Origin of the sequence: Pseudomonas baltica (assembly GCF_014235765.1) — a bacterium.
GTDB lineage: Bacteria > Pseudomonadota > Gammaproteobacteria > Pseudomonadales > Pseudomonadaceae > Aquipseudomonas > Aquipseudomonas baltica.
In genome coordinates this window covers 15,897-40,980 of the sequence record NZ_JACMYH010000008.1, presented here as the reverse complement: position 1 = coordinate 40,980, position 25,084 = coordinate 15,897, and the positions used below count along the sequence as shown (strand labels likewise).

Sequence of the window (25,084 nt, the reverse complement as noted above, 5' to 3'; positions counted from 1 at the left end):
CGCGAAGAGGCCCCCAAGGCCACCCTCAAACCCCCGCCTTATACGCCTTGAGTGCCTCCAACCGCGCCCGCTTCAACGCCTCCCCCAATGCCTGGCCCTTGAACCCCTGGGCAACCAGCGGCTGAACCGCCACACCCCGCGCCGCTGCAGCCGCACCCCTTAGATAATCCGCCTGCGGATATTCCCGCGCCTCGAACCCCAAGCGTCCACGCGCGTCCATCTCGCACGCCATGATGAAATCCTCGAAGCGCCCGGGGCGACGGTACACATCGAAGCTCTGCAGCAACTCCAGCAGCGTCGACGGCTTGAGCTCCAGGGCTCGATGGCCGTGCGTGTGATATTCACCCACCAACACCGCCAGCTCCTGACAATCCCTGGGCACCTTGAAGCGTTCGTTGACCGCCTTGATCAGTTTCACGCCCCGCTGCTCGTGGGCGATATGCCGCGGCCACTCGCTGGGGCGCGTGGTGCCCTTGCCCAGGTCGTGCAGCAGGCACGCCCAGCGCACGCTCAGTGGCTGGCCATGGCGCGCCGCCTGTTCAAGCACGCTCAGGGTATGCACGCCGGTGTCGATCTCTGGATGATGGGCCGGCGGCTGCGGCACGCCAAACAACGCGTCGACCTCAGGCAGCAGGTGCTCCAGCGCCCTGCAATCGCGCAGCACTTGAATGAACACCTGGGGATGAGCCTCCATCAATGCTCGGGAAATCTCCTTCCAGCTGCGTTCGGCGGTCAAGGCCTGCAGCTCGCCCGACTCGCTCAACTGACGCATGAGCTGCAGGGTCGGTTCGGCCACGCGAAAACCCAGTCCGGCATAGCGCGCGGCGAAACGTGCGACCCGCAGCACGCGCAAGGGGTCTTCGATGAACGCTGGGGACACGTGCCTGAGCAGGCGCTCGTTCAGGTCCTGCTGACCGCCGTACGGATCGATGATGCGGCCGTCGTCGTCCTCGGCCATGGCATTGATGGTCAGGTCGCGCCGCGACAGGTCCTGCTCCAGGGTCACGTCCGGGCTGGCGTGGAAGACGAACCCGCCATAGCCACGTCCGCTCTTGCGCTCGGTACGTGCCAGGGCATATTCCTCGCCGGTCTGCGGATGCAGGAACACCGGGAAATCACTGCCCACGGGGCGATAGCCGTCAGCGAGCATGCGTTCGGCGTCGGCACCGACCACCACGCGATCGATGTCCACGACCGGTATACCCAGCAAGCGGTCGCGCACCGCTCCACCCACTTCATAGATCTTCATTGCAACACCTCCGATGGCCCGGAAGGATAACACCAAGCCATCGGCGGTTTTGCGCACGCACCTGCCTCAGAGGTGGACGACGTTGAGGTCCATCCGCCCATGGCTGCCGTCCGCATGCTCGCTGCGCGGTGGCACGTGATGGGTCTTGACCAACTGATCGCCCTGCAGCGTATCCAGGTGGATATCGAACCCCCAAAGGCGGTGCAGGTGCTTGAGCACCTCGTCGGTGGATTCGCCCAGTGGCTTGCGGTCATGTTGTTGATGACGCAGGGTCAGCGAGCGGTCACCGCGTCGATCGATGCTCCAGATCTGCACATTGGGCTCGCGGTTCCCCAGGTTGTACTGCGCCGCCAGCGTTTCGCGAATGGTGCGATAGCCGTTTTCATCGTGGATGGCTGGCACCAGTAACTCGTCCCGCCGATCGTCGTCCATGATGCTGAACAGCTTCAGGTCGCGAATGACCTTGGGCGACAGGTACTGCAGGATGAAGCTCTCGTCCTTGAAGCTGCTCATGGCGAACTTGATGGTCGACAGCCAGTCACTGCCGGCGATGTCGGGAAACCAATGGCGATCTTCATCGTCCGGGTGCTCGCACATGCGGCGTATGTCGCGGTACATGGCAAAGCCCAGGGCATAGGGGTTGATGCCATTGTAGTAGGGGCTGTCGAAGCCGGGCTGGAACACCACGCTGGTGTGCGACTGCAGAAACTCCATCATGAAGCCGTCGGTCACCAGGCCTTCGTCGTAGAGGTCGTTCATCAGGGTGTAGTGCCAGAACGTTGCCCAGCCTTCGTTCATCACCTGGGTCTGGCGTTGCGGGTAGAAGTACTGGGCGATCTTGCGCACGATCCGTACGATCTCGCGCTGCCAGGGTTCGAGCAGCGGCGCATGCTTTTCGATGAAATACAGGATGTTCTCCTGCGGCTCGGCCGGGAAGCGAGCGTTGTCTTCCTCGCGGTTCTTGTCGGCGCCCTTGGGAATGGTGCGCCACAGATCGTTGATCTGCCGCTGCAGGTGCTCTTCGCGATCGGCCTGGCGGCGACGCTCTTCTTCCGCGGAAATGGGGTAGGGACGCTTGTAGCGGTCGACACCGTAGTTCATCAGGGCGTGGCAGGAATCGAGCAGATCCTCCACGGCATCGATGCCATGACGTTCCTCGCACTTCATGATGTAGGACTTGGCGAACACCAGGTAATCGATGATCGAACTGGCGTCGGTCCAGGTGCGGAACAGGTAGTTGCCCTTGAAGAAGCTGTTGTGCCCATAGCAGGCATGGGCCACCACCAGCGCCTGCATGCAGATGGTGTTCTCTTCCATCAGGTAGGCGATGCACGGATCGGAGTTGATGACGATCTCGTAGGCCAGGCCCATCTGGCCGCGGGTGTAGGACTTCTCGGTGCTGAGAAAATGCTTGCCGTAGGACCAATGGTGATAGCCCAGGGGCATCCCCACCGAGGCGTACGCATCCATCATCTGCTCGGCAGTGATCACCTCGATCTGGTTGGGGTAGGTGTCCAGCGCATAGCGCTCGGCGATGCGGCTGATTTCCCGGTCGTAGGTCTGGATGAGCTCGAACGTCCATTCCGAGCCCGTGGAGATGGGTTGGCGCTTCTGCTCTCTGGCGGTCATGTCGCTAACCTGCGCTGGAAGAGTTCACGGAAGACCGGATAGATATCACCGGCCGACACCAGCTGCTGCTGGGCGAACGTATCGGCGAACGACTCGCTGATGCGCTCGTATTCGTACCACAGGGCCTGATGTTCGCGCGGCGTGATTTCCACATAGGTGTAGTACTGCACGAACGGCATGATCTGCTGGGTGAGGATTTCCCGGCAAATCGGTGAGTCGTCGTTCCAGTTATCGCCGTCCGAGGCCTGGGCGGCATAGATGTTCCATTCGTTGGTTGGGTACCGCGCGGCCATGATCTCCTGCATCAGTTTCAGGGCGCTGGAAACGATGGTGCCGCCGGTCTCGCGCGAATAGAAGAACTCTTCCTCGTCGACTTCGCGGGCGCTGGTGTGATGGCGGATGAACACTACTTCGATCTTGTCGTAGTTACGCTTGAGAAACAGATACAGCAAGATGAAGAAGCGCTTGGCTATGTCCTTGGTGGCTTGGGTCATGGAACCGGACACGTCCATCAGGCAGAACATCACCGCCTTGGAACTGGGGTTGGGATGCTTGACCAGCAGGTTGTACTTGAGGTCGAAGGTGTCCAGAAAAGGCACGCGATGGATGCGGGCGCTGAGCTTTTCGATTTCGCCGATCAATGCCTGAATGTCACCGAAATTATCCGGTTCCTCGATCTTCAAACGCTCGAGCTCAAGCTTGGCCGCCTTGAGCTTGGCGCGGCTGCTGCCTGAAAGCGCTATGCGCCGCGCATGGGCCGAGCGCAGGGTGCGGATGATGTTGATGCGCGAAGGGTTGCCCTCGTTGCTGATACCGGCACGCACCGTCTTGTAGGTGTCGGTACCACTGAGGTTGCGCTTCACCAGGTTGGGCAGTTCCAGGTCCTCGAACATGAATTCGAGAAATTCCTCCTGGGTGATCTGGAACACGAACTCGTCCATGCCCTCGCCGGAGTTGCCCGCCTTGCCAGGTCCCTTGCCGCCGCCTCCGCCCTGGGGGCGGGCGATGTGTTCGCCGGCGGTGAACTCCTTGTTGCCGGGGTGCACCACGGTCTGCTTGCCGCCGCGGCCGTGCTGCAACACCGGCTCGTCGATATCGCGGCCGGGAATGCTGATCTGCTCGCCATGTTCCATGTCGGTGATGGAACGACGGCCGACGGCATCTTCCACGGCCTTCTTGATGTGGTCACGGTAACGCCGCAGGAAACGCTGGCGGTTCACCGTACTCTTGTTCTTGCCATTGAGGCGTCGGTCGATCACATAGCTCATTAGGCCTCCGGGCAGCCGGGCTGCAAGCCACAAGTCGAGAGCAGCGAAAAGCCCGGGCATCGATGCCTGCCTGGGCTTGTCGCAGCCTGAAACCTACCGCGCGATCACTGCGACTTCCTGACCCGCAGATACCACTCGGACAGCAGACGGACCTGCTTGTCGGTATAGCCGCGCTCGACCATGCGAGTGACGAAGTCGTTGTGCTTCTGCTGGTCCTCCTTGCTGGCCTTGGCGTTGAAACTGATGACCGGCAACAAGTCCTCGGTGTTGGAGAACATTTTCTTCTCGATCACCACGCGCAGCTTCTCGTAGCTGAGCCAGGTCGGATTCTTGCCGTTGTTGTTGGCGCGGGCGCGCAGCACGAAGTTGACGATCTCGTTGCGGAAATCCTTCGGATTGCTGATGCCGGCTGGCTTCTCGATCTTTTCCAGCTCTTCGTTGAGGGCCACGCGGTTGAGAATCTCGCCGGTTTCCGGGTCGCGGTACTCCTGATCCTGAATCCAGAAATCGGCGTACAGCACGTAGCGGTCGAAGATGTTCTGCCCGTACTCGCTGTACGACTCCAGGTACGCGGTCTGGATCTCCTTGCCGATGAACTCGATGTAGCGCGGTGCCAGGTATTCCTTGAGGAAGCGCAGGTACCGCTCGCGCACCTCGGCAGGGAATTGCTCCTGTTCGATCTGCTGCTCCAGTACATAAAGCAGGTGCACCGGGTTGGCGGCGATCTCGTGGGGGTCGAAGTTGAACACCTTGGAGAGAATCTTGAAGGCGAAGCGCGTCGACAGGCCATTCATGCCTTCATCCACGCCCGCGGTGTCGCGGTATTCCTGGATCGACTTGGCCTTGGGATCGGTGTCCTTGAGGTTCTCGCCGTCGTACACGCGCATCTTCGAATAGATGTTGGAGTTGTCCGGCTCCTTGAGCCGCGACAGCACGGTGAACTGCGCCAGCATCTTCAGGGTGTCGGGCGCGCAATGAGCCTTGGACAGCGAGCTGTTGAACAGCAGCTTGTCGTAGATCTTGATCTCGTCGCTGACACGCAGGCAGTACGGCACCTTGACGATGTAGATCCGGTCGATGAACGCCTCGTTGTTCTTGTTGTTGCGGAAGCTGTGCCACTCCGATTCGTTGGAGTGCGCCAGCAGGATGCCCGAATAGGGAATCGCGCCCAGGCCCTCGGTACTGTTGTAGTTACCCTCCTGGGTGGCGGTCAGCAGCGGATGGAGCACCTTGATCGGCGCCTTGAACATCTCGACGAATTCCATCAGGCCCTGGTTGGCCCGGCACAGGGCACCCGAGTAGCTGTAGGCATCGGCGTCATTCTGCGGGTATTCCTCCAGCTTGCGGATGTCGACCTTGCCCACCAGCGCGGAAATGTCCTGGTTGTTCTCGTCGCCCGGCTCGGTCTTGGCCACGGCGATCTGGTTGAGAATGGAAGGGTAGAGCTTGACCACGCGGAACTGGCTGATGTCGCCGCCGAACTCGGCCAGGCGCTTGGTGGCCCAGGGCGACATGATGGTGCTCAGGTAGCGTTGCGGAATGCCGAAGTCTTCTTCAAGGATCGCGCCGTCCTCGGTGGCATTGAACAGCCCCAGGGGCGACTCGAACACCGGCGAACCCTTGATCGCGTAGAACGGGACCTTCTCGATCAGCTGCTTGAGCTTCTCGGCCAGCGACGACTTGCCGCCGCCTACCGGGCCCAGCAGGTACAGGATCTGTTTCTTTTCTTCCAGGCCCTGCGCCGCATGGCGGAAGTACGACACGATCTGGTCGATGCATTCCTCCATGCCGTGGAAGTCTTCGAACGCTGGGTAGCGACGAATCACCTTGTTGGAGAAGATGCGCGACAGCCGGGAATTGGCCGACGTGTCGAGCAATTCGGGCTCCCCTATCGCCATCAGGATCCGCTCGGCAGCAGACGCGTAGGTCCTGCGGTCGGTTTTGCACAGCTCGAGGTACTCCTGTAACGAGAGCTCTTCCTGGCGTGTGGATTCGAAGCGTTGTTGGAAGTGGCTAAAGATACTCATGACGTCACCTCGCTCGATACGTGGAGCCGACGTCGGATCACTCAGTTGATGCTGGCGGTCACCCAAACCCCGTGGTGGCCGTATACCCCCCAGAACACCCTTGTAGCCTTGACCGATTGACCCGCGCGCCGGTGTACCGGCTCTCCCCTGTTATGGATGGCCTGAGCTTAAGGATAGTTGGTTATCGAAGACTTCAAGCGCGGATGCGCAATTAACTGCCGCCAGGGCCTGGCGACAATGCTGCGAAGGCCCGTGGGGCGCGGCGTCGGCGACGAAAAAAATTTCGTCGCGCGGGGCTTGCGAAGGATTATTCAGCCTGGCTGGTTTCGCCCGGAAAGGTGCTGCGCCATAGCTCGAAGCCGCCGTCCATGCTGTACACATCGGAAAAGCCCTGGCTCACCAAGTAGGCAGCGGCGCTCTGGCTGGAATTGCCGTGGTAGCAGACCACGACCAGCGGCTTGTCCAGATCGGCCGCAGTGATGAAACCGTGCAGCGAGTGGTTGTCCAGGTGCGTGGAATCGGTGATATGGCCAGCCGCGAAGGTTTGCGGGTCGCGGATATCCACCACCACGGCGCCCTGTTCGCGCAGGCTCTGGACGTCTTGCGGAGGGATGCGTTTGAATTCGGTCATGGACAGGCTCCTGGGCTGGTCGCCCATTCTAGCGTTTGTCGCATGGGGGAGGGAAATCCGCCGCGGGGGTCGCTGCAGGCAAGTGCACATCGCCCTCATCGGTGCATTTGCAGGACAGGCGCTCACCGCTGTCGACGTCGAGCAGCGTCATCGCACCGCCCCACACGCATCCGGTATCGAGCGCGAACACGCCCGGCGCCTCGCAACGCCCTTCCAGCGCCGCCCAATGGCCGAAGATGATCTTCAGGTCGCGCGTCTTGCGCTCCTTGTGGGCGAACCAGGGCGCGTAGCCGGGCAGCGCGGTGTCGGCGCCTTCCTTGCCCTTGAGGTCGAGCTTGCCGTCCGCGGTGCAGAAACGCATGCGGGTGAAGTAGTTGGTGATCACACGCAAGCGGGCAACGCCCTGCAACGCCTTGTCCCACTTGTTCGGCTCGTTGCCGTACATGCCGTCCAGAAAAGGCTTGAACAGCTGGTCATCACGCAGCGCGGTCTCGACCTCGGCGGCCAGGCGCAAGGCCTTGCGCAGCGACCATTGTGGTGGAATCCCGGCATGCACCAGCACGGCATTGCGCTGTTCGTCATGGTGCAGCAGCTTCTGCCGGCGCAGCCAGTCGAGCAACTGCGGGCCGTCGGGTGCGTCGAGGATTTCGCGCAAGGTATCGCCGCGCTTGAGCCGCTCGGCGTCGTTGGCCACCGCCAGCAGGTGCAGGTCGTGATTGCCCAGCACACACACCAGCGCGTCACGCATGCCATACAGGTAGCGCAGGGTTTCCAGCGAACTCGGCCCGCGGTTGACCAGGTCGCCCACCAGCCACAGCGTGTCCTTGGCAGGGTCGAAGGCGACCTGTTGCAGCAGGCACTTGAGTGGCTGCAGGCAGCCTTGCAAGTCACCGACTGCGTACACTGCCATCAGTGCAGGGCGCCTGGTACGGCGAGGCGAAACGGGGCGATGACGGCTTCGAACTGCTTGCCGTCTTCGGCCTGCATCTGATAACTGCCCTGCATGTTGCCCACCGTGGTGGCCATCACCGTGCCGCTGGAATAGGTGTGGCTTTCACCGGCGGCGATCAGCGGTTGCTGGCCAATGACACCGGCGCCCCGGACTTCCTCGACCTTGCCATCGCCATCGGTGATCACCCAGTGGCGAGACAGCAGGCGAGCCGGTATCTGTCCGTTGTTGCTCACGGTAACGGTATAGGCAAAGGCAAAACGCTGCTGCTCGGGCTGTGATTGTTCTGCCAGGAAACGGGTCACGACGCTGACGTCGATCTGATAACGGGGATCGGACATGCAAAGGGCCTTGAAAACGAGAGCTAATGTAGCCGGCGTTGGCCGGTTCAGGGTCAGTCCGGGGCAACGCGGTGGCCTGTGGACCAATCGCTTGGTCCAGGTTAGAGGTCAGAGCGGGTCGCTTCGTTCGGCGAGTTGATCAGCCAGGCGCACGAAAGCCGCCAGGTCGAGCTGTTCGGGCCGCAGGCTGCCGTCGACGCCGGCCGCTTCGATCGCCTCGACGGGCAGCAGCGCCTTGAGCGTGTTGCGCAACGTCTTGCGCCGCTGGTTGAAGGCTTCGCGCACCACTCGCTCGAGCAGGCGGTGATCCTTGGCCGGGTGGGGCAGGGTGGTGTGAGGTACCAGGCGCACGATGGCCGAATCGACCTTGGGCGGCGGATTGAACGCGCCCGGCCCGACGTTGAACAGGTGCTCGACACGGCAGTGGTACTGAACCATGATCGACAGCCGTCCCCAGTCGCCGCCGCCAGGGCCTGCTGCCATGCGCTCGACCACTTCCTTCTGCAGCATGAAATGCATGTCGCGGATCAGGTGGGCGTTGTGCAGCAGGTGGAAGATCAGTGGGGTGGAGATGTTGTACGGCAGGTTGCCGACCACGCGCAGGCTGCCAGGCTCGGCGCCCAGGCTGGTGAAGTCGAACTTCAATGCATCGCCCTGGTGCAGGCGGAAATTGCCCTTGCCGGCGAATTGCTGATTGAGGATCGGCACCAGGTCCTTGTCCAGTTCCACCACGTCCAGTTGCGCACCGCTGCCCAGCAGGCCTTCGGTAAGGGCGCCCTGGCCCGGGCCGATTTCCAGCAGGTGTTCACCGGGCTTGGCGTGGATGGAGCGCAGGATACGGTCGATCACGCCGGCATCGTGGAGAAAGTTCTGGCCAAAGCGCTTGCGCGCCCGGTGTTGGTAGTGCTCGGTCATTAAAATGTCTCGGCCATTCGATAGGCGGTGTCGAGGGCGACGCGCAGGCTGCCGGTATCGACCTTGCCGGTTCCGGCCAGGTCCAGGGCGGTGCCGTGGTCCACGGAGGTGCGAATGATCGGCAACCCCAGGGTCACGTTGACCGCGGCGCCAAAGCCTTTGTACTTGAGTACGGGCAGGCCTTGGTCGTGATACATCGCCAGCACCGCATCGCAATGCTGCAGGTATTTGGGAGTGAAGAGCGTATCGGCGGGCAGCGGCCCGCGCAGATCCATGCCTTCGGCGCGCAGACGCTCCAGGGTAGGCTCGATGATGTCGATTTCCTCGCGGCCCAGGTGGCCGCTTTCGCCGGCATGGGGGTTCAGACCGCAGACCAGGATGCGCGGCCGGGCCAGGCCGAACTTGCCCTGCAGGTCTGCGTGCAGAATGCGCGTGACCCGCTCCAGGCGCTCGACGGTGATCGCATCGGACACCTCGCGCAGGGGCAGGTGAGTGGTTACCAGTGCGACGCGCAGATCGCCGGTTGCAAGCATCATCACCACCTGTTCGGTAGCGGTGAGGTCGGCGAGGAATTCAGTGTGTCCGGAGAACGCGATGCCACCGTCGTTGATCACACCCTTGTGCACCGGCGCAGTAATCATGCCCGCGAACAGCCCGTCGAGGCAGCCCTGCGCTGCACGCGTCAAGGTCTGCAGCACGAACGCGGCGTTGGCGGTATTCAGCTGGCCGGTGAGTACCGGCGCGCCCAGAGGCGTGTCCCAGACGTACAGGCTGCCCGCTGGCGCAGGCTGGTCGGGGAGGGCGTCGGCATCGACTTCCAGCAGACTGACGGCCAGCCCCAGCTGCGCGGCCCGCTCGGCGAGCAGATCACGGCTGGTGATGGCGATCAGGGGGTGAGGCTGGGGTTGCGCGGCCAGCAGCAGGCACAGGTCTGGACCTATGCCCGCCGGCTCGCCGGGCGTCAATGCGAAACGCTTGGGGGTCACTGCGCAGCCTGGTCGGCGCCAGGCAGCTTGATTTCGACGTAGGCTTCGTCGCGGATCTGGCGCATCCAGGTCTGCAGCTCTTCGTCATACTTGCGGTTGCGCAACACGGTCATTGCCTGCTGGTCGCGGGCCTGCTCGGTGTTGTCGGTTGCACGGCGCCCCAGCACCTGCAGCACATGCCAGCCGAACTGGGTCTGGAACGGACGCGAAACCGTTTCCACCGGCGTCGACGCCATGGTTTCGCGGAACTCGGGCACCAGCGACTGAGGGTTGACCCAGTTCAGATCGCCGCCGTTGAGCGCCGAACCTGGATCTTCCGAGAAATTCTTCGCCAAAGTAGCGAAGTCCTCGCCGTTTTCGATGCGCTCGTACAGCTTGCGTGCCAGTTCTTCGGTCTGGGCCGGGCTGCGAATCTCGCTCGGCTTCAACAGAATGTGACGTACGTGCACTTCGTCAACGGTCTGGGTGGCGCCACCGCGCTTGTCCAGCACCTTGAGGATGATGAAGCCCACGGGCGTGCGCACCGGCTGGGTGACATCGCCGACCGGCATGCTGCTGAGCATGCGGTCGAACGGTGCCGGCAGCTGAGCGGGCTTGCGCCAGCCCATGTCGCCGCCTTCCAGGGCGTTCTCGCTCGACGAGCTGGCAATCGCCAACTTGTTGAAGTCGGCACCCTGCTTGAGCTGGCGATAGATGTCCTCGGCCTTGCTCGCCGCTGCCTGGATAGCCGCCGAGCTGGCGCTTTCCGGGACCTGGATCTGGATGTTGGCCAGGTGCAGTTCTTCGGACAGCTGCATCTTGCCCAGGTCCGAGGCGAGGAAGTTCTTCACTTCCTGCTCGGATACCTGGATGCGCTCGGCCACGCGACGCTGGCGTACGCGGCTGATGATCATCTCGCGCTTCACCTGCTCGCGCGCATCGTCATACGACAGGCCGTCATGCGCCAGTGCGGCACGGAACTGCTCGGTCGACATGTTGTTGCGCTGGGCAATGGTGGCGATGGCGCCGTTGAGTTCTTCGTCGGTAATGCGAATGCCGGAACGTTCGCCGATCTGCAGCTGCAGATTCTCGACGATCAGGCGTTCCAGCACCTGCTGTTGCAGGACGCTCGCTGCAGGTACGCCACCGCCACGCTTGGCGATGGTTTGCTGCACTTCCTTGACGCGCTGGTCGAGCTGGCTTTGCATGACCACGTCGTTGTCGACGATGGCCACGACGCGGTCCAGCTGTTGCACCGCGGCGTGCGCCGTGGTGCCCAGCAGCATGGCGCCCAGCACGACTGGGCGCAGCAGATCACATAGCTTGGTCTTCACGTTCACGATAACCTTGAATGCCCTTGTCGAGGAAACCCTCGACCTTATTGCCTACCACGCCACCGAGGCCCTTCAGCACGATTTGCAGGAAGATGCCGTGGTCGCCTTTTTCGTTCTGCGGGGCGGCCTGGCTGTACTCGTCGTAGTCAACCCAGTAGCGGTTGATCAGACGCATCTTCCAGCAGCAGTTGTCGTATTCGAAACCACCAAAGGCTTCCAGCGTGCGATTGCGGTTGTAGTCGAACTGCCAGCGGCTGATGACGCTCCACTGCGGCACGATCGGCCACATGACCGAGAAGTCATGCTGCTGGATCTTGTAGTAGTCCTTCACGTAGTTCGGATCACCCGGCTGACCGTAGTCGCCACCGAAGGTCCAGCGACCGGTCGCCGAATCGTAGTGCACGGTGTCGTCGCGGTAGCGGTAGCCCAGGTTGACCACCTTGTTCGGGTTGTCTTCAGGCTGGTAGTGGAACATCGCGCTGCCCGAACGGGTGCTGCGGCTGTCCGGATCCCAGTTGAAGTCCGAGCTGAAGCGCCAGTCGCGGTTGAAGCGATATTCGTACTCCAGGGCGTACGGCGAAACGTTGGCCTGGGCATCGTCGCGCGTCTTGAAATCGACGCCCGGCAGTTGCACTTCACGATCCTTGAAGTATACGGCCTGGCCGACGGCCACGCGCTGACGCTCGAAACCGTTCTCCTCGATCCAGCGGCTGGTCACGCCCAGCGACAGCTTGTTCTCGTCGCCCACGCGGTCGGAACCGGTGAAGCGGTTTTCGCGGAACAGCGAGCCATAGCTGAAGGTGGTTTCCGACGTGTCGAACACTGGAATGTCGGTCTGGTCTTCCTCGGGAACATAGAGGTAGAACAGGCGCGGTTCCAGAGTCTGGCGGAAGTTGGTGCCGAACATCTGGGTGTCGCGGTCGAAGTACAGGCCGCTGTCGATGCTGGCGATCGGTACGCCGCGGTTCTGCGAGCTGCTGAAACGCTCGTCGGCCAGCAGGCTGTTCTTGCCCTGGCTGTCCAGGTCCAGATCGTACTGGGTGTACATGTACTTGAGCGACGGACGCACGAAGCCCCAGTTCCAGTTCAGCGGCAGGGACACGCCCGGCTCCAGGTTCAGGCGGTTGCCGTTGGCACGCGCCAGGCCTGTCACGTTATTGTCGATGCGGCGCTCGCCGAAACCGTCTTCGTTGATGAAGGTGCCGGTGCGCAGGTCACGCTCGAAACGCACGATCTCGCTGTTGTAGGTGAAGTCCAGACCGCCCGGATGGTAAGGCAGCGCACCGTTGAAGGTGATCTGCGGCATGCGGTTGTACGGGGTGATGTCGGCCACGGTCGCCAGCTTGTACGCCTGGGCGTTCAAGCGTGCGGTGTAGTTGTCACCGCGATAGGTCAGGGCACCCTGCTGATTGATCCAGTCGGTGCGCTCGACGCCGATCTGGTCCGACTGCAGGTCCTGGAAGTAGTACGGATCGCTGATGTCGGTGTAGTCGACTTCAGTGGTCAGGCGCGAATCCAGGCCGCCCTTGTGCTGCCAGTTGACCATCCAGCGGGTCTTGTCGTAGTCGGACTGCTGGCTGCGATCGTCGTTTTCGTCGTTCAGGTACGCGCCGCCGAACTGGCCTTCGCTGGTCTTGGTCAGGTAGCGGAATTCGCCTTCCATCATCAAGCCACGCTTGGCCATGTAGCGCGGGTACAACGTGGCGTCGTAGTTCGGCGCCAGGTTGAAGTAGTACGGGGCAACCAGGGTGAAGCCGCTGTCGCTGTCGCTGGCGAAGGACGGCGGCAGGAAGCCGGACTGGCGACGGTCGTCGATCGGGAAGTAGATATACGGCGTGTACAGCACCGGAATATCCTTCACGCGAAGGGTGACGTTGGTCGCCGTGCCGAAACCGGTGGCCGGGTTCAGCGTGATGTTGTTGCCCTTGAGCTGCCAGGCGTTGCTGTCCGGCTCGCAGGTGGTATAGGTACCGTCCTTGAGGCGGATGATCGCGTTCTCGGCGCGCTTGGCGTACAGCGCATTGCCGCGGATGCGCGACTTGTGCAGCACGTATTCGGCGTTGTCGACCTGGGCCTCACCGGTGTCGAGCTGGATCTGGGCGTGGTCGCCCACGACCAGCGCGCCGTTGTCGCGCAGCTTGACGTTGCCGTTGAGCTCGCCGCGGTTCTCGGCCTGGTGCAGGCTGGCCTCGTCGGCCTCGATCTGCATGCTGCCCTGGCGCATCACGACGTCACCGGCCAGCGAGGCGATCTGCTCCTCGGTCTGGTAGCGCGAAGCCTTGGCGCCGATGAAGGTCGGTGCCTCGCTCTTCGGGGTGTTGTCGTTCATGCCCGGACGCACCGGCTCGATGTACGCACCGGAGCAGTACGGCCCGGTCTCGGCCAGTTGGGCGGCGGTCAGCTTGCTGCGCGGCACCCAGTCGAGATGGCTGTAGTCGGGGCTGCGCGAGCTCAGGCCACGGCCCTTGCTCTGCGTGACCGCAACCGGTCCGACGGTTTTCTCTTCGCGTGAAGAGGCACCGCTGCCGCCGCTCGCCACTGCCGCGCCGTCGTGCACGGGGCGCGGCGGCAACTGCGCGGCGTTGGCCTTGGGGTTGCAGTCCCAGGCACCAGCAGCGGAGACTTGGCAGTCGAATTGCTCTGCAGCAAAAACGAACGGGGTGGCCATGGGTTGCATCACCAGCAAACCGCCAGTGACCAGCAACGGAAATTTTTTACGAAACGCGGGGGATTTCAATGCCATCTTATTAGTCCGGGCTTCCTGCGTGCCATCTTGCCCGCGGGGGGGCCGCACGCCTCTCGATGGTCTGAAAAAGATGCTGGATAATAAAGCATGACCCGCTTGACGGCTAGCGCCGTCGGAGACCCTTGCAATGCCTGATCAAGATGTACGCCTGCAACACCTCAAAACATGGCTCGACGAGCAGCTGGAGAAGCTCTTCCAGGCTCGCCAATGGGGCGCCGTACCCCCGGCCACGTTGACCGCGGCCAGTAGCGATGCAAGTTTTCGCCGATACTTTCGCTGGCAGGGCCAGGGTCGCAGTTTTATCGTCATGGATGCGCCGCCGCCCCAGGAAAACTGCGCGCCGTTCGTGAAAATCGACGAACTGCTGGCGAGCGCCGGCCTCAATGTGCCGCAGATTCATGCCCAGGACCTCGAGCGCGGCTTCCTGTTGTTGAGCGATCTGGGCCACCAGACCTACCTGGACGTGATCGATGCGGACAACGCCGACGCGCTGTTTGCCGATGCCATCGACGCGCTGCTGGCACTGCAGAAACTGCCGGCCAGCGGGGACCTGCCCAGCTACGACGTTGCGCTGTTGCAGCGCGAGCTCGAGCTGTTTCCGCAATGGTATGTCGGCAAGGCTTTGGGCAAGCAGCTCGACGCCGAGCAATCGGCCGCCTGGCAACGGGTGTGCACGCGCCTGATCGACAGCGCCCTGGCGCAGCCCAAGGTGCTGGTGCATCGCGACTACATGCCGCGCAACCTCATGCGCAGCGAGCCCAACCCGGGCGTGCTGGACTTTCAGGATGCGGTCTACGGCCCGGTCACCTACGACATCACCTGCCTGTTCAAGGACGCCTTCCTCAGCTGGCCCGAAGCGCGTGTGCAGACCTGGTTGCAGCGCTACTGGGAACGGGCGGGCGAGCAGGGCGTGCCGGTGCAGCTGGACTTCGCCGAGTTCTGCCGTGCCAGTGATCTGATGGGCGTGCAGCGTCATCTGAAAGTGATCGGCATTTTTGCCCGTATCTGCCATCGTGATGGCAAACCCCGTTACCTGGCCGACGCGCCGCGTTTCTTCTCTTATATAGAGACGGTACTGGCGCGGCGCCCCGAGCTGGCTGAACTGGGTGAACTGTTCAAGAGCCTTGGAGTGTCCTCATGAAAGCCATGATCCTGGCGGCAGGCAAAGGCGAGCGCATGCGCCCGCTGACGCTGACCACGCCCAAGCCGTTGCTGGCCGCCGGCGGCAAGCGGTTGATCGAGTATCACCTGCTGGCCCTGTCCCGGGCCGGCTTTGCCGAGGTCGTGATCAATCATGCCTGGCTGGGCCAGCAGATCGAAGACTACCTGGGCGACGGCGCTCGCTACGGGGTAGCCATCGAGTATTCCCGCGAAACCGAGCCACTGGAAACCGGCGGTGGCATTCGCCACGCGTTGCCATTGCTCGGCGATGCACCGTTCGTGGTGGTCAACGGCGACATCTGGACCGACTACGATTTCAGTCGGTTGCGCGGTCCGTTGGCGGGCCACGCGCATCTGGTGCTGGTCGACAACCCGGCTCATCACCCCGAAGGCGACTTCAGCCTGGTCGAAGGCCAGGTGCGCGACCAGCCCGGCCTGACCTACAGCGGTATTGCCGTGCTCCATCCCGATCTGTTCGACGGCCATGGCGAGCCAGCCTTCAAGCTCGCACCGCTGTTGCGCCGCGCAATGGACGTTGGGCAGGTCACCGGCGAGCACTATCAGGGCCAGTGGATCGACGTCGGCACTGCGCAACGCCTGACCGAACTCGACCGCCTGCTGGCCGAGCGAGGTTGATATGTTGTGGCCCGGAACGGTAGTCGGCGCGGCGGCAGGTTATGCCCTCGCCAGCATTCCAGGGGCGCTGCTGGGCATAGTGCTCGGTCAGGCGCTGGATCGACACCTCAGGTTGCAGACCTGGAGTGAATTGGTAGATAGGCTCAAGGGCAAATCGGTACTGCGTGACGAGCAACTGCTGTTCGTCCTGCTGGGCCGGGTGGCCAAGGCCGAAGGCCAGGTGCTGGCGGTGCATATCCAGCAGGCGCGGCGGGAAATGCGCTCGTTGAACCTCAACGAGCAGGCGCGAAAACGGGCCATCGTTGCGTTCAATCGCGGCAAGACGGGAGGCGATCAGCTGCGCAGTCACCTGCTGCTTCTCAAGCACCAACCCAACTCCGCCGAAGGCATGCTGCGTGCCTGCTGGCGGATGGTCTGGGCCGATGGCCAGGCCGGTACCGCCGAGCGCGAACTGGTGGTCACCTGGGGCAAGTGGCTGGGCTGGTCCTCGGCACGGGTGCAGGGGCTGGGGCAGGATTACGAGCCGCGCCACAGGCCGGTGACCAAGCGAGGCGGGGCCTTCGAAGAAGCGCTGCGCCTGTTGGGGGTTTCGTCGACCACCGAGCCCGACCAGATCAAGCGTGCCTATCGGCGTCTGCTCAGCCGCCACCATCCCGACAAACTGGTGGGCGGTGGTGCCACACCGGCGCAGATTCGCGAGGCCACCGACCGTACGCGCGAACTGCACAACGCCTACAGCCTGATCCGCGAGCGCCTGGACCTGCGCTGATGCGCAGGCGTGGCATCAACCGCGCAGTGGCTTACTGCGCATTCAAGGCACCCTTGACCCGCCGGAACAGCTGCTCGGCCTGCGCGGCCTTGTCCGGCAGCGACCTGAGCGAAACCTGCGAGTACACCGCACTTTTCTGCCGCTTGCTGGCCTGCAAACGCCGTTGCGCGGCGTCAGCCGCTGCTTGACGATCGCTGTAGTAGACATCAGTGGTGGGCACCTTGAGCAGCGCGGCCAGTTCGTCGATCTGCTGCGGCGCATTGCCCGGTGTGCGGGTATCCACCAACACCAGCTTCTGCACGTGCGCCGGCTGCCGTTCGGCCATGTAGCGGGTCGCCCAGTAAGCGCCGCTGCCATGCCCCAAGAGCACGATCCTGCGTGAGTTGTGTTGCTGGGCGAAAGCGATGCCGGCTTCGATGCGGGCAAAGATCCGCTCGGCATCCACCTGCATCGGGTCTTGCAGCTGCACCTCGGTGCTGGCCGTATCGGCGTCCTGAGCCGTGGCTTTTTCCACCCCGGCGCCGGCGTCCGGTGGCGTCGCCTGGGTGTCGGTGGTCACCGGCAATGGCGGTTTCTCGTTTGGCCTGGCCGAAGGCATCTGGCTGACCAGGTCCGGCAGGCTCAGGCTCAGGGTGTTGAACGCCGCATCCGGCAACTTGCGCCGCAACGGCCCCACGCCCTGAGGCCAGTCCGCCGTTTCCCCGGCCCCTGGCACGATGATCACCGTACCCTGCGCATCGGCGGTATTGGCCGGACGCCACAACGACAGGAACTCGTCGCTGCCGGCCTGCAATTGTTGCTGCTCGCTGGCGGGCAACTGACGTTCCAGTGCCTGGGCATCCTCGACGCTGCGCTCCGCCAGAGGCTGGCGGACTTCGGCCGTCTCCTTGGCTGGCGCGGCCTCTTCGGCCGCTGCAACACCGTGCAGGGGCACCAGCAATGCCAGGCAAACGGCTCTCAACTGAACAACTTTCATCGGTACTTCCCGCCCAAATGAATGACTCGCTTGTTCGATACCGGGCCGAGTGCACGCTGCCATCGATGCAACCTGACAGGCGATCCTTTTCTCGCGGATAATCCCGACACCGGTCGATATTCAAAGCCTATAGCTTAGTGCCATCCACGCAAAGGTCGTTCATACCGATATGTACCCACTGCTGCGTCGCCTTTCACTGCTGGGCGGATTGTGCCTGCCGTTGCTCGTCCATGGCGCCGCCGCCGTGCCCGCCGTGAAGCTGCCGCTCGACGCTGCGCAGATCCAGTGGCTGGATGAGCATCGCACCTTGCGCGTCGGGCTGGTACTGCAGCAACCCTATGCGCAACTGGACCGTCGCCTGGGCCAGTTGTCCGGCGTCAACGTCGACCTGATGAACTGGCTGGCCAAGGCCATGCAGGTGGAGCTGATCTGGCGCAACTACGCCGACCAGCCGGCGCTGGAACAGGGTTTGCGCGCAGGCGAGGTGGACCTGGCGCCCGGTCTTGCGCAAACCCCTGCCGGATTGAAACTGTGGCAGTTTTCCGATCCCTACCTGCGCGTGCCGCAGTTGTTGGTAGGCGAGCGCAATGGCGAAGTCGCCATCGATCTCGAGACGCTTTCGGCCAATGACCGGGTCGCCGTGCGCATGCCAGGGGCGGTTGCCGACTATTTGCGCAACACCTACAGCCACCTCAATCTGCAAGGTGTGCCGCTGGAACGGCAGGCCCTGCAATTACTGCTTAGCCAGCAGGCACGTTATGCGGTGGTGGACGAGGCGCAGTTGGGCCGGCTGTCCCGCGAGGCCGAGTTCGACGAGCTGGTGGTGGTCGGCGACATAGGTTATCCACAGTTGCTGCGGGTGGCGACGCGGCGCGACTGGCCGCAGTTGGCGCATATCGTCACCGTGGCCTTGGAGTCCCTGCCCGCCAAGGACCTGGAGCGGCTGCACGAGCGGTGGTTGCAGCCACAGTACCCGCGCCTGAGCGAATCCCGAGGGTTCTGGCAGAACCTGTGCCTGCTGCTGGTGCTGATCGCCGTGGCCATCATCGCACTGCTGGTCTGGCAGCGCCGCCAGGTCCACGCGCTGGAACGGCAACTGCTGGCGGCTCGGGAAGACATTGCCCTGCGCGCGGCGAGCGAGGAAGCCCTGCGGGTCAACCAGTTCTCCATCGAACAGAGCACGGTCGGCATACTCTGGGTCAACTGGGACAGCCATGTGCGCTACGCCAACCGCGCTGCCGAGCGCATGCTCGGCTACGACACCGGCGCGGTGGTGGACAAGCCCCTGGCCGACTTCGAACCGGGCCTGAGCATGGACCGCTGGCTGAACCTGTGGCGGCTGGCCAGGGCCAGCGAACACACTGCGCAAACCTTCGAAACCCACTGCGTACGCGCCGACGGCAGCGTCCTGCCCACCGATGTCTCGCTGAGCTTCCTGCGCTTTCGCGAAGCCGAGTATTTGGTGGTCTACCTCACCGATGTGACCGAGCGGCGTCGGGCGCTGGCTGCCCTGCAGCACAGCGAGGCGCAACTGCGCGAGCTGTCGGCGCACCTGGAAACCGTGCGCGAGGAAGAAAAGGCGCGCATTGCCCGAGAAGTGCACGACGAACTGGGGCAGATCCTTACGGTACTGAAACTGGAAACCTCGATGTGCGAGCTGGCCTACGCCGACCTCGATAGCGGGCTGCAGGAACGCCTCAACAGCATGAAGCGCTTGATCGCCCAGCTGTTCCAGCAGGTGCGCGACGTGGCCACCGCCTTGCGCCCGCCGATACTGGATGCCGGTATTGCCTCAGCCATCGAGTGGCAGGCGCATCGCTTCGAGGAGCGCACGCAGATTCCCTGCCTGGTCAGCGTTCCGGAACAGTTGCCGCCTCTGGACGACGCCAAGGCCGTGGGCCTCTTTCGCCTTCTGCAAGAGGCGCTGACCAATGTCATTCGCCACGCCCAGGCGCATACTGTGCAAATCGAGCTCAGCCAGGAAGGCAACGACCTGCGCCTGTCGATCACCGACGATGGCTGCGGCTTCGAACCTGCCGAGGTGAGCTCGCTGTCGTTTGGCCTGGTAGGCATGCGTGAGCGTGTGCTGATGCTCGGTGGCCGGCTTGAACTGAGCAGTCGGCTGGGCGAGGGTACTGCCCTGACGGTCACCGTGCCGTTGAACTGAGCGCACCGTTGAATTGATTGCTGGAGGGTGACCCGTTGATCCGAGTGCTGGTGGCCGAAGACCACACCATCGTGCGTGAAGGCATCAAGCAACTGATTGCCCTGGCCAAGGACCTGGTGGTGGCAGGGGAGGCCGGCAATGGCGAGCAGTTGCTCGAGATCTTGCGCGTCACCCCTTGCGACGTGGTCCTGCTGGACATTTCCATGCCGGGCGTCAATGGCCTGGAGGCCATTCCACGGATCCGCGCGCTGCCCCATCCGCCGGCCATTCTGGTGTTGTCCATGCACGACGAGGCGCAGATGGCTGCGCGTGCATTGAAAGTCGGCGCGGCCGGTTATGCCACCAAGGACAGCGACCCGGCGCTGCTGCTGACCGCTATCCGTCGAGTCGCCGCGGGCGGGCGCTACATCGACCCGGCCCTGGCCGACCGCATGGTCTTCGAGGTCGGGCTCACCGATGCCCGGCCGCGGCATGCCCTGCTGTCGGAGCGCGAGTTCTCGGTGTTCGAACGCCTGGCTCGCGGCGCCAACGTCAACGACATTGCCCAGCAGTTGGCCCTGAGCAGCAAGACCATCAGCACCCACAAGGCGCGCCTGATGCACAAGCTCAATGTGGCGTCGCTGGCCGACCTGGTGAAGTACGCGATGGAGCACAAGCTGGTCTGAAAACGACAGTGGCACCCGGGGTTCTGCCACGCAGCCGCTCTGGCACTTCTCGCCCATGCTCAGGGGCGACAGGCCTGTAGGGCAATCCCTACCCCGAATCTTCCAACTACCCCATGGCAATCTCTCCCAGCCCCCGATTTGCAAGGGTTGCGGCCTTCTCTAGGCTTGACCCCACGGCAGTCATTCAACAAAGGTGTGGGTATGAGCGAGGCAAGCGCAAGTACGGACGAGATACTGGTCAGCTTCCGTGGCGTGCAGAAAAGCTATGACGGTGAAAACCTCATCGTCAAGGACCTCAACCTGGACATCCGCAAGGGCGAGTTCCTTACGCTCCTCGGCCCCTCCGGCTCCGGCAAGACCACCAGCCTGATGATGCTGGCAGGCTTCGAAACCCCCACGGCGGGGGAAATCCAGCTGTCCGGACGCTCGATCAACCACGTGCCGCCGCACAAGCGTGACATCGGCATGGTGTTCCAGAACTACGCCCTGTTTCCGCACATGACCGTGGCGGAAAACCTGGCCTTCCCCCTTTCCGTGCGCGGCCTGAGCAAGACCGACATCAGCGAGCGGGTCAAACGGGTGCTCGGTATGGTCCAGCTCGATGCCTTTGCCCACCGCTATCCGGCGCAGCTGTCCGGCGGGCAGCAACAGCGTGTGGCCCTGGCCCGCGCCTTGGTTTTCGAGCCGCAACTGGTGCTCATGGACGAACCGCTGGGTGCCCTGGACAAACAGCTGCGCGAGCATATGCAGATGGAGATCAAGCACCTGCACCAGCGCCTGGGCGTCACCGTGGTGTACGTGACCCACGATCAGGGCGAGGCGCTGACCATGTCCGACCGCGTGGCCGTGTTCCATCAGGGCGAGATCCAGCAGATCGCCCCACCCCGTGCCCTCTACGAGGAGCCAAAGAACACCTTCGTCGCCAACTTCATCGGCGAAAACAACCGCATCAACGGACGTCTGCTCAGCCGCGAGGGCGAGCGCTGCATCGTCGAACTGCCACGGGGTGAAAAAATCGAGGCGCTGGCGATCAATGTCGGCCAGATAGGCGCACCGGTGACCCTGTCGATTCGGCCCGAACGAGTTCGCCTGAACGGCCACAGCGGCGAGTGCATCAACCGCTTCTCGGGGCGAGTCGCCGAATTCATCTACCTGGGCGATCACGTACGGGTGCGCCTGGAGGTGTGCGGCAAGACCGATTTCTTCGTCAAGCAGCCCATCGCCCAGCTCGACCCCGCATTGGCCGTGGGCGACGTGGTGCCCTTGGGCTGGCCCCTGGAACACGCCCGCGCGCTGGACCCGCTGTTGGATCAGTGAGGGCTTCACCGCTGAAGTCGCTGCAACCGTACCAAAACGATCAGAGGCGAACCATCGCCCCGCGCTTGACCCACCTGCACTTGGAGAGACGATTAAATGCTCAAGCACTTGAAATTGACCGGGCTGACGCTCGGCCTGTTCTGGGCCGGCCAGGCGTTGGCCGCTACCGACCTGACCGTGGTGTCTTTCGGCGGGGCCAACAAGGCCGCGCAGGTCAAGGCGTTCTACGAACCGTGGGAAAAGGCCGGCTCCGGCAAGATCGTCGCCGGTGAGTACAACGGCGAAATGGCCAAGGTCAAGGCCATGGTCGATACCAAGAGCGTGTCCTGGGACCTGGTGGAGGTGGAATCGCCCGAGCTGTCCCGCGGCTGCGACGAGGGCATGTTCGAAGAGCTCGATCCGGCGCTGTTCGGCAAGCAGGAAGACTTCGTCAAGGGTGCCATCCAGCCCTGCGGTGTAGGTTTCTTCGTCTGGTCCACAGTGCTGGCCTACAACGCCGACAAACTCAAGACTGCGCCCACCGGTTGGACCGATTTCTGGAACACCAAGGAATTCCCGGGCAAGCGTGGCTTGCGCAAGGGTGCCAAGTACACCCTGGAATTCGCCCTGATGGCCGACGGCGTAGCGCCCAAAGACGTGTATTCGGTGCTCGCCACCAAGGCCGGCCAGGACCGCGCCTTCAAGAAACTCGATGAACTCAAGCCCAGCATCCAGTGGTGGGAGGCCGGTGCCCAGCCGCCGCAGTACCTGGCCTCCGGCGACGTGGTCATGAGCTCGGCCTACAACGGGCGCATCGCTGCCGTGCAGAAAGAGAGCAACCTGAAAGTGGTCTGGAACGGCGGCATCTACGACTTCGATGCCTGGGCCATTCCCAAGGGGGCGAAGAATGTCGAAGCCGCCAAGAAATTCATCGCCTGGTCGGTCGCGCCGCAGCAGCAGAAAACCTACTCGGAAAACATCGCCTACGGCCCTGCCAATACCCAGGCCGTGCCGCTGCTGAACAAGGACATTCTCAAGGACATGCCGACCACGCCGGAAAACATCGTCAATCAGGTGCAGATCGACGTGAGCTTCTGGGCCGACAACGGCGAGCAACTGGAACAGCGCTTCAATGCCTGGGCGGCCAAATAACACGCGTCGCGGCAACGCTGTCATGGGCGCGCCTGCCGGGCGCGCCTTTTTAGACCTGAATGATTCGCGGAGTTGACCATGGCCGTCGCAGTGCCTCTCAAACAGGACGCCAGCCTCACCTTGAAACAGCGGCTGTCCCGGGCCGAACGGCGCAACCGCTGGAAAGCCCAGGCGTTGATTGCGCCGCTGGTGCTGTTCCTGCTGCTGGTGTTTCTGGTGCCCATCGCCGCGCTCCTGTACAAAAGCGTCGGCAACCCCGAAGTGGTCGAAGGCATGCCGCGCACCGTGGCGGCCGTGACCGCGTGGGACGGGAAGGGCCTGCCCGACGAACCGGTGTACCGGTCACTGGCCGAGGACCTCGCCGAGTCGCGCAAGAATCAAAGCCTGGGCGATCTGTCCAAGCGTCTGAACATGGAGCTGGCCGGCTACCGCAGCCTGCTGGCGAAAACCGCTCGTGCCCTGCCGTTCAAGACCGAACCGGCCTCCTACAAAGAGGCGCTGCAGGCACTCGACGAGCGCTGGGGTGACCCGGCCTACTGGCAGGCGATCCGCCGCAACACCAGCACCCTCACGCCGTTCTACCTGCTGGCGGCGGTCGATCACCGCATCGACGACCTCGGCGAGGTGGCGCCTGCCACGCCGGACCAGGCCATCTACCTGGACATCTTCGCCCGCACGTTCTGGATGGGGCTGGTAATCACCGCCATCTGCCTGGCGCTGGCCTATCCCTTGGCCTATCTGCTGGCCAACCTGCCGACCCGGCAGAGCAATCTGCTGATGATCCTGGTGCTGCTGCCCTTCTGGACGTCCATCCTGGTGCGTGTCGCCGCCTGGATCGTGCTGCTGCAATCGGGCGGTCTGATCAACAGCGCACTGATGGCCATGGGCATCATCGATAAACCGCTGGAGCTGGTGTTCAACCGCGCCGGGGTCTACATCTCCATGGTGCACATCCTGCTGCCGTTCATGATCCTGCCCATCTACAGCGTGATGAAAGGCATCTCGCCCACTTACATGCGTGCGGCCATTTCCCTGGGTTGCCATCCGTTCGCCAGCTTCTGGCGGGTGTACTTCCCGCAGACCTACGCCGGGGTTGGCGCCGGCTGCCTGCTGGTGTTCATCCTGGCCATCGGCTATTACATCACTCCGGCGCTGCTGGGCAGCCCCAACGACCAGATGGTCAGCTACTTCGTGGCCTTCTACACCAACACCAGCATCAACTGGGGAATGGCGACCGCGCTGGGCGGCCTGCTGCTTCTGGCCACCGTGGTGTTGTACCTGATCTATAGCTGGCTGGTCGGCGCCAGCCGCCTGCGCCTGAGCTGAGGAACACTGACATGACGAGCCCTTACCTGTCGCCCATCGAACGCCTGTGGTTCTACACCCTGCGCATCCTGTGCGGTTTGATTCTGCTGTTCCTGATCCTGCCGGTACTGGTGATCATTCCGCTGTCGTTCAACTCCGGCAGCTTTCTGGTGTATCCCCTGCAGGGCTTTTCGCTGCACTGGTACCAGGATTTCTTCGGTTCGGCAGAGTGGATGCGCGCGCTGCGCAACAGCGTGATCATCGCCCCGGCCGCCACGGTCGTCGCGATGATCTTCGGTACCCTGGCAGCAATCGGTCTGACCCGCGGCGACTTCCCTGGCAAGTCCCTGGTGATGGCCTTGGTCATTTCGCCGATGGTGGTACCGGTGGTGATCATCGGCGTGGCCAGTTATCTGTTCTTCGCGCCGCTGGGGATGGGCAACAGCTTTCTCTCGCTGATCGTGGTGCACGCGGTGCTGGGTGTACCGTTCGTGATCATCACGGTGTCGGCGACGTTGCAGGGTTTCAACCACAACCTGGTACGGGCGGCGGCCAGCCTTGGCGCTTCGCCGCTGACCACGTTCCGTCGGGTGACCCTGCCGCTGATTGCACCGGGGGTGATTTCCGGCGCGCTGTTCGCCTTCGCCACCTCGTTCGATGAAGTGGTGGTGACCCTGTTCCTGGCCGGGCCGGAGCAGGCCACCTTGCCTCGGCAGATGTTCAGCGGCATCCGCGAGAACCTCAGCCCGACCATCGCCGCCGCGGCCACCCTGCTGATCGTCTTCTCGGTGTTGCTGCTGCTGGTACTGGAATGGCTGCGCGGCCGCGGCGAAAAGCTGCGCACCGCCGCCGTTTGACAGGGCTTGTTCGCCCGCTCATCCCACCTGAGCTACAATGCGCGCC

Annotated in this window: 21 protein-coding genes; 9 read left to right on the top strand and 12 right to left on the bottom strand. The window is 63.1% G+C overall.

The features are described 5' to 3' along the window. Window positions 1-25: 25 nt before the first annotated feature. The 11 genes from H7993_RS19075 to H7993_RS19025 form a co-directional block, all read right to left on the bottom strand. Window positions 26-1,249 (bottom strand): multifunctional CCA addition/repair protein, encoded by a 1,224-nt coding sequence (locus H7993_RS19075; RefSeq protein WP_185795332.1) that lies wholly within the window; start codon window positions 1,247-1,249, stop codon window positions 26-28. 66 nt (window positions 1,250-1,315) lie between these two features. After that, a complete protein-coding gene (locus tag H7993_RS19070) occupies window positions 1,316-2,878 on the bottom strand; it encodes a SpoVR family protein (RefSeq protein ID WP_185795331.1) in 1,563 nt (520 codons plus the stop codon). After that, the gene (locus tag H7993_RS19065) at window positions 2,875-4,146 is read right to left on the bottom strand and encodes a YeaH/YhbH family protein (RefSeq protein WP_122477142.1); all 1,272 of its coding nucleotides are present in this window, start codon (window positions 4,144-4,146) and stop codon (window positions 2,875-2,877) included. Before H7993_RS19065 ends, H7993_RS19070 begins: the two co-directional genes overlap by 4 nt. 104 nt (window positions 4,147-4,250) lie before the next feature. After that, window positions 4,251-6,173 carry a PrkA family serine protein kinase gene (locus H7993_RS19060; RefSeq protein ID WP_122477144.1) on the bottom strand — a complete coding sequence of 641 codons (1,923 nt, stop codon included), beginning with the start codon at window positions 6,171-6,173 and terminating at the stop codon, window positions 4,251-4,253. A 307-nt stretch (window positions 6,174-6,480) separates the two neighbouring features. Beyond that, window positions 6,481-6,804, bottom strand: a complete 324-nt coding sequence (glpE, locus tag H7993_RS19055) for a thiosulfate sulfurtransferase GlpE (protein WP_122477145.1) — start codon at window positions 6,802-6,804, stop codon at window positions 6,481-6,483. Between the two features lie 28 nt (window positions 6,805-6,832). Beyond that, a complete protein-coding gene (locus tag H7993_RS19050; protein WP_185795330.1) occupies window positions 6,833-7,714 on the bottom strand; it encodes a symmetrical bis(5'-nucleosyl)-tetraphosphatase in 882 nt (293 codons plus the stop codon). Then, the gene (apaG, locus tag H7993_RS19045; protein WP_122477148.1) at window positions 7,714-8,094 is read right to left on the bottom strand and encodes a Co2+/Mg2+ efflux protein ApaG; all 381 of its coding nucleotides are present in this window, start codon (window positions 8,092-8,094) and stop codon (window positions 7,714-7,716) included. The genes H7993_RS19050 and apaG overlap by 1 nt, the downstream gene beginning before the upstream one ends. A 108-nt stretch (window positions 8,095-8,202) precedes the next feature. Then, window positions 8,203-9,009 (bottom strand): 16S rRNA (adenine(1518)-N(6)/adenine(1519)-N(6))-dimethyltransferase RsmA, encoded by an 807-nt coding sequence (gene rsmA, locus H7993_RS19040; protein ID WP_185795329.1) that lies wholly within the window; start codon window positions 9,007-9,009, stop codon window positions 8,203-8,205. Continuing rightward, entirely contained in the window at window positions 9,009-9,995 is a 987-nt protein-coding gene (gene pdxA / locus H7993_RS19035; protein ID WP_185795328.1) for a 4-hydroxythreonine-4-phosphate dehydrogenase PdxA, read from the bottom strand. The genes rsmA and pdxA overlap by 1 nt, the downstream gene beginning before the upstream one ends. Further along, entirely contained in the window at window positions 9,992-11,308 is a 1,317-nt protein-coding gene (surA, locus tag H7993_RS19030; protein WP_122477153.1) for a peptidylprolyl isomerase SurA, read from the bottom strand. The genes pdxA and surA overlap by 4 nt, the downstream gene beginning before the upstream one ends. Then, window positions 11,289-14,051, bottom strand: coding sequence for an LPS-assembly protein LptD (locus tag H7993_RS19025; RefSeq protein WP_185795327.1), 2,763 nt, complete (start codon window positions 14,049-14,051; stop codon window positions 11,289-11,291). The genes surA and H7993_RS19025 overlap by 20 nt, the downstream gene beginning before the upstream one ends. Before the next feature lie 130 nt (window positions 14,052-14,181). On the opposite strand from H7993_RS19025, the gene H7993_RS19020 reads away from it, so the two are divergent. From H7993_RS19020 to H7993_RS19010, 3 genes are read left to right on the top strand one after another with little or no spacing between them, the layout of a single operon-like run. Beyond that, window positions 14,182-15,195, top strand: a complete 1,014-nt coding sequence (locus H7993_RS19020) for an aminoglycoside phosphotransferase family protein (RefSeq protein WP_185795326.1) — start codon at window positions 14,182-14,184, stop codon at window positions 15,193-15,195. Further along, window positions 15,192-15,851 (top strand): N-acetylmuramate alpha-1-phosphate uridylyltransferase MurU, encoded by a 660-nt coding sequence (murU, locus tag H7993_RS19015; RefSeq protein WP_185795325.1) that lies wholly within the window; start codon window positions 15,192-15,194, stop codon window positions 15,849-15,851. Before H7993_RS19020 ends, murU begins: the two co-directional genes overlap by 4 nt. A gap of 1 nt (window position 15,852) precedes the next feature. Beyond that, window positions 15,853-16,620 carry a DnaJ domain-containing protein gene (locus H7993_RS19010; protein WP_122477160.1) on the top strand — a complete coding sequence of 256 codons (768 nt, stop codon included), beginning with the start codon at window positions 15,853-15,855 and terminating at the stop codon, window positions 16,618-16,620. Window positions 16,621-16,651: 31 nt separating this feature from the next. On the opposite strand, the gene H7993_RS19005 is transcribed toward H7993_RS19010, so the two are convergent. After that, entirely contained in the window at window positions 16,652-17,596 is a 945-nt protein-coding gene (locus H7993_RS19005; RefSeq protein ID WP_185795324.1) for an alpha/beta hydrolase family protein, read from the bottom strand. Window positions 17,597-17,765: 169 nt separating this feature from the next. On the opposite strand from H7993_RS19005, the gene H7993_RS19000 reads away from it, so the two are divergent. The 6 genes from H7993_RS19000 (at window position 17,766) to H7993_RS18975 (ending at window position 25,038) form a co-directional block, all read left to right on the top strand. Further along, window positions 17,766-19,763 carry a sensor histidine kinase gene (locus H7993_RS19000; protein ID WP_185795323.1) on the top strand — a complete coding sequence of 666 codons (1,998 nt, stop codon included), beginning with the start codon at window positions 17,766-17,768 and terminating at the stop codon, window positions 19,761-19,763. Between the two features lie 35 nt (window positions 19,764-19,798). After that, entirely contained in the window at window positions 19,799-20,428 is a 630-nt protein-coding gene (locus H7993_RS18995) for a response regulator (RefSeq protein ID WP_185795322.1), read from the top strand. 201 nt (window positions 20,429-20,629) lie between these two features. Then, window positions 20,630-21,745, top strand: a complete 1,116-nt coding sequence (locus H7993_RS18990) for an ABC transporter ATP-binding protein (protein ID WP_122477165.1) — start codon at window positions 20,630-20,632, stop codon at window positions 21,743-21,745. A gap of 96 nt (window positions 21,746-21,841) precedes the next feature. Then, on the top strand, window positions 21,842-22,876 hold the full coding sequence (locus tag H7993_RS18985) for an ABC transporter substrate-binding protein (RefSeq protein WP_122477167.1): 1,035 nt from the start codon (window positions 21,842-21,844) through the stop codon (window positions 22,874-22,876). Window positions 22,877-22,954: 78 nt separating this feature from the next. Beyond that, window positions 22,955-24,202 carry an ABC transporter permease gene (locus tag H7993_RS18980; RefSeq protein ID WP_122477205.1) on the top strand — a complete coding sequence of 416 codons (1,248 nt, stop codon included), beginning with the start codon at window positions 22,955-22,957 and terminating at the stop codon, window positions 24,200-24,202. A gap of 11 nt (window positions 24,203-24,213) precedes the next feature. Next, the gene (locus tag H7993_RS18975) at window positions 24,214-25,038 is read left to right on the top strand and encodes an ABC transporter permease (protein WP_122477168.1); all 825 of its coding nucleotides are present in this window, start codon (window positions 24,214-24,216) and stop codon (window positions 25,036-25,038) included. Window positions 25,039-25,084 lie beyond the last annotated feature (46 nt).

Excerpts from the sequence above, each read along its gene's own strand:
- H7993_RS19075 (WP_185795332.1), bottom strand. The coding sequence starts at position 1,249 with ATGAAGATCTATGAAGTGGGTGGAGCGGTGCGCGACCGCTTGCTGGGT.
- H7993_RS19070 (WP_185795331.1), bottom strand. The coding sequence starts at position 2,878 with ATGACCGCCAGAGAGCAGAAGCGCCAACCCATCTCCACGGGCTCGGAA.
- H7993_RS19065 (WP_122477142.1), bottom strand. The coding sequence starts at position 4,146 with ATGAGCTATGTGATCGACCGACGCCTCAATGGCAAGAACAAGAGTACG.
- H7993_RS19060 (WP_122477144.1), bottom strand. The coding sequence starts at position 6,173 with ATGAGTATCTTTAGCCACTTCCAACAACGCTTCGAATCCACACGCCAG.
- glpE (WP_122477145.1), bottom strand. The coding sequence starts at position 6,804 with ATGACCGAATTCAAACGCATCCCTCCGCAAGACGTCCAGAGCCTGCGC.
- H7993_RS19050 (WP_185795330.1), bottom strand. The coding sequence starts at position 7,714 with ATGGCAGTGTACGCAGTCGGTGACTTGCAAGGCTGCCTGCAGCCACTC.
- apaG (WP_122477148.1), bottom strand. The coding sequence starts at position 8,094 with ATGTCCGATCCCCGTTATCAGATCGACGTCAGCGTCGTGACCCGTTTC.
- rsmA (WP_185795329.1), bottom strand. The coding sequence starts at position 9,009 with ATGACCGAGCACTACCAACACCGGGCGCGCAAGCGCTTTGGCCAGAAC.
- H7993_RS19025 (WP_185795327.1), bottom strand. The coding sequence starts at position 14,051 with ATGGCATTGAAATCCCCCGCGTTTCGTAAAAAATTTCCGTTGCTGGTC.
- H7993_RS19020 (WP_185795326.1), top strand. The coding sequence starts at position 14,182 with ATGCCTGATCAAGATGTACGCCTGCAACACCTCAAAACATGGCTCGAC.
- murU (WP_185795325.1), top strand. The coding sequence starts at position 15,192 with ATGAAAGCCATGATCCTGGCGGCAGGCAAAGGCGAGCGCATGCGCCCG.
- H7993_RS19010 (WP_122477160.1), top strand. The coding sequence starts at position 15,853 with ATGTTGTGGCCCGGAACGGTAGTCGGCGCGGCGGCAGGTTATGCCCTC.
- H7993_RS19005 (WP_185795324.1), bottom strand. The coding sequence starts at position 17,596 with ATGAAAGTTGTTCAGTTGAGAGCCGTTTGCCTGGCATTGCTGGTGCCC.
- H7993_RS19000 (WP_185795323.1), top strand. The coding sequence starts at position 17,766 with ATGTACCCACTGCTGCGTCGCCTTTCACTGCTGGGCGGATTGTGCCTG.
- H7993_RS18990 (WP_122477165.1), top strand. The coding sequence starts at position 20,630 with ATGAGCGAGGCAAGCGCAAGTACGGACGAGATACTGGTCAGCTTCCGT.
- H7993_RS18985 (WP_122477167.1), top strand. The coding sequence starts at position 21,842 with ATGCTCAAGCACTTGAAATTGACCGGGCTGACGCTCGGCCTGTTCTGG.
- H7993_RS18980 (WP_122477205.1), top strand. The coding sequence starts at position 22,955 with ATGGCCGTCGCAGTGCCTCTCAAACAGGACGCCAGCCTCACCTTGAAA.
- H7993_RS18975 (WP_122477168.1), top strand. The coding sequence starts at position 24,214 with ATGACGAGCCCTTACCTGTCGCCCATCGAACGCCTGTGGTTCTACACC.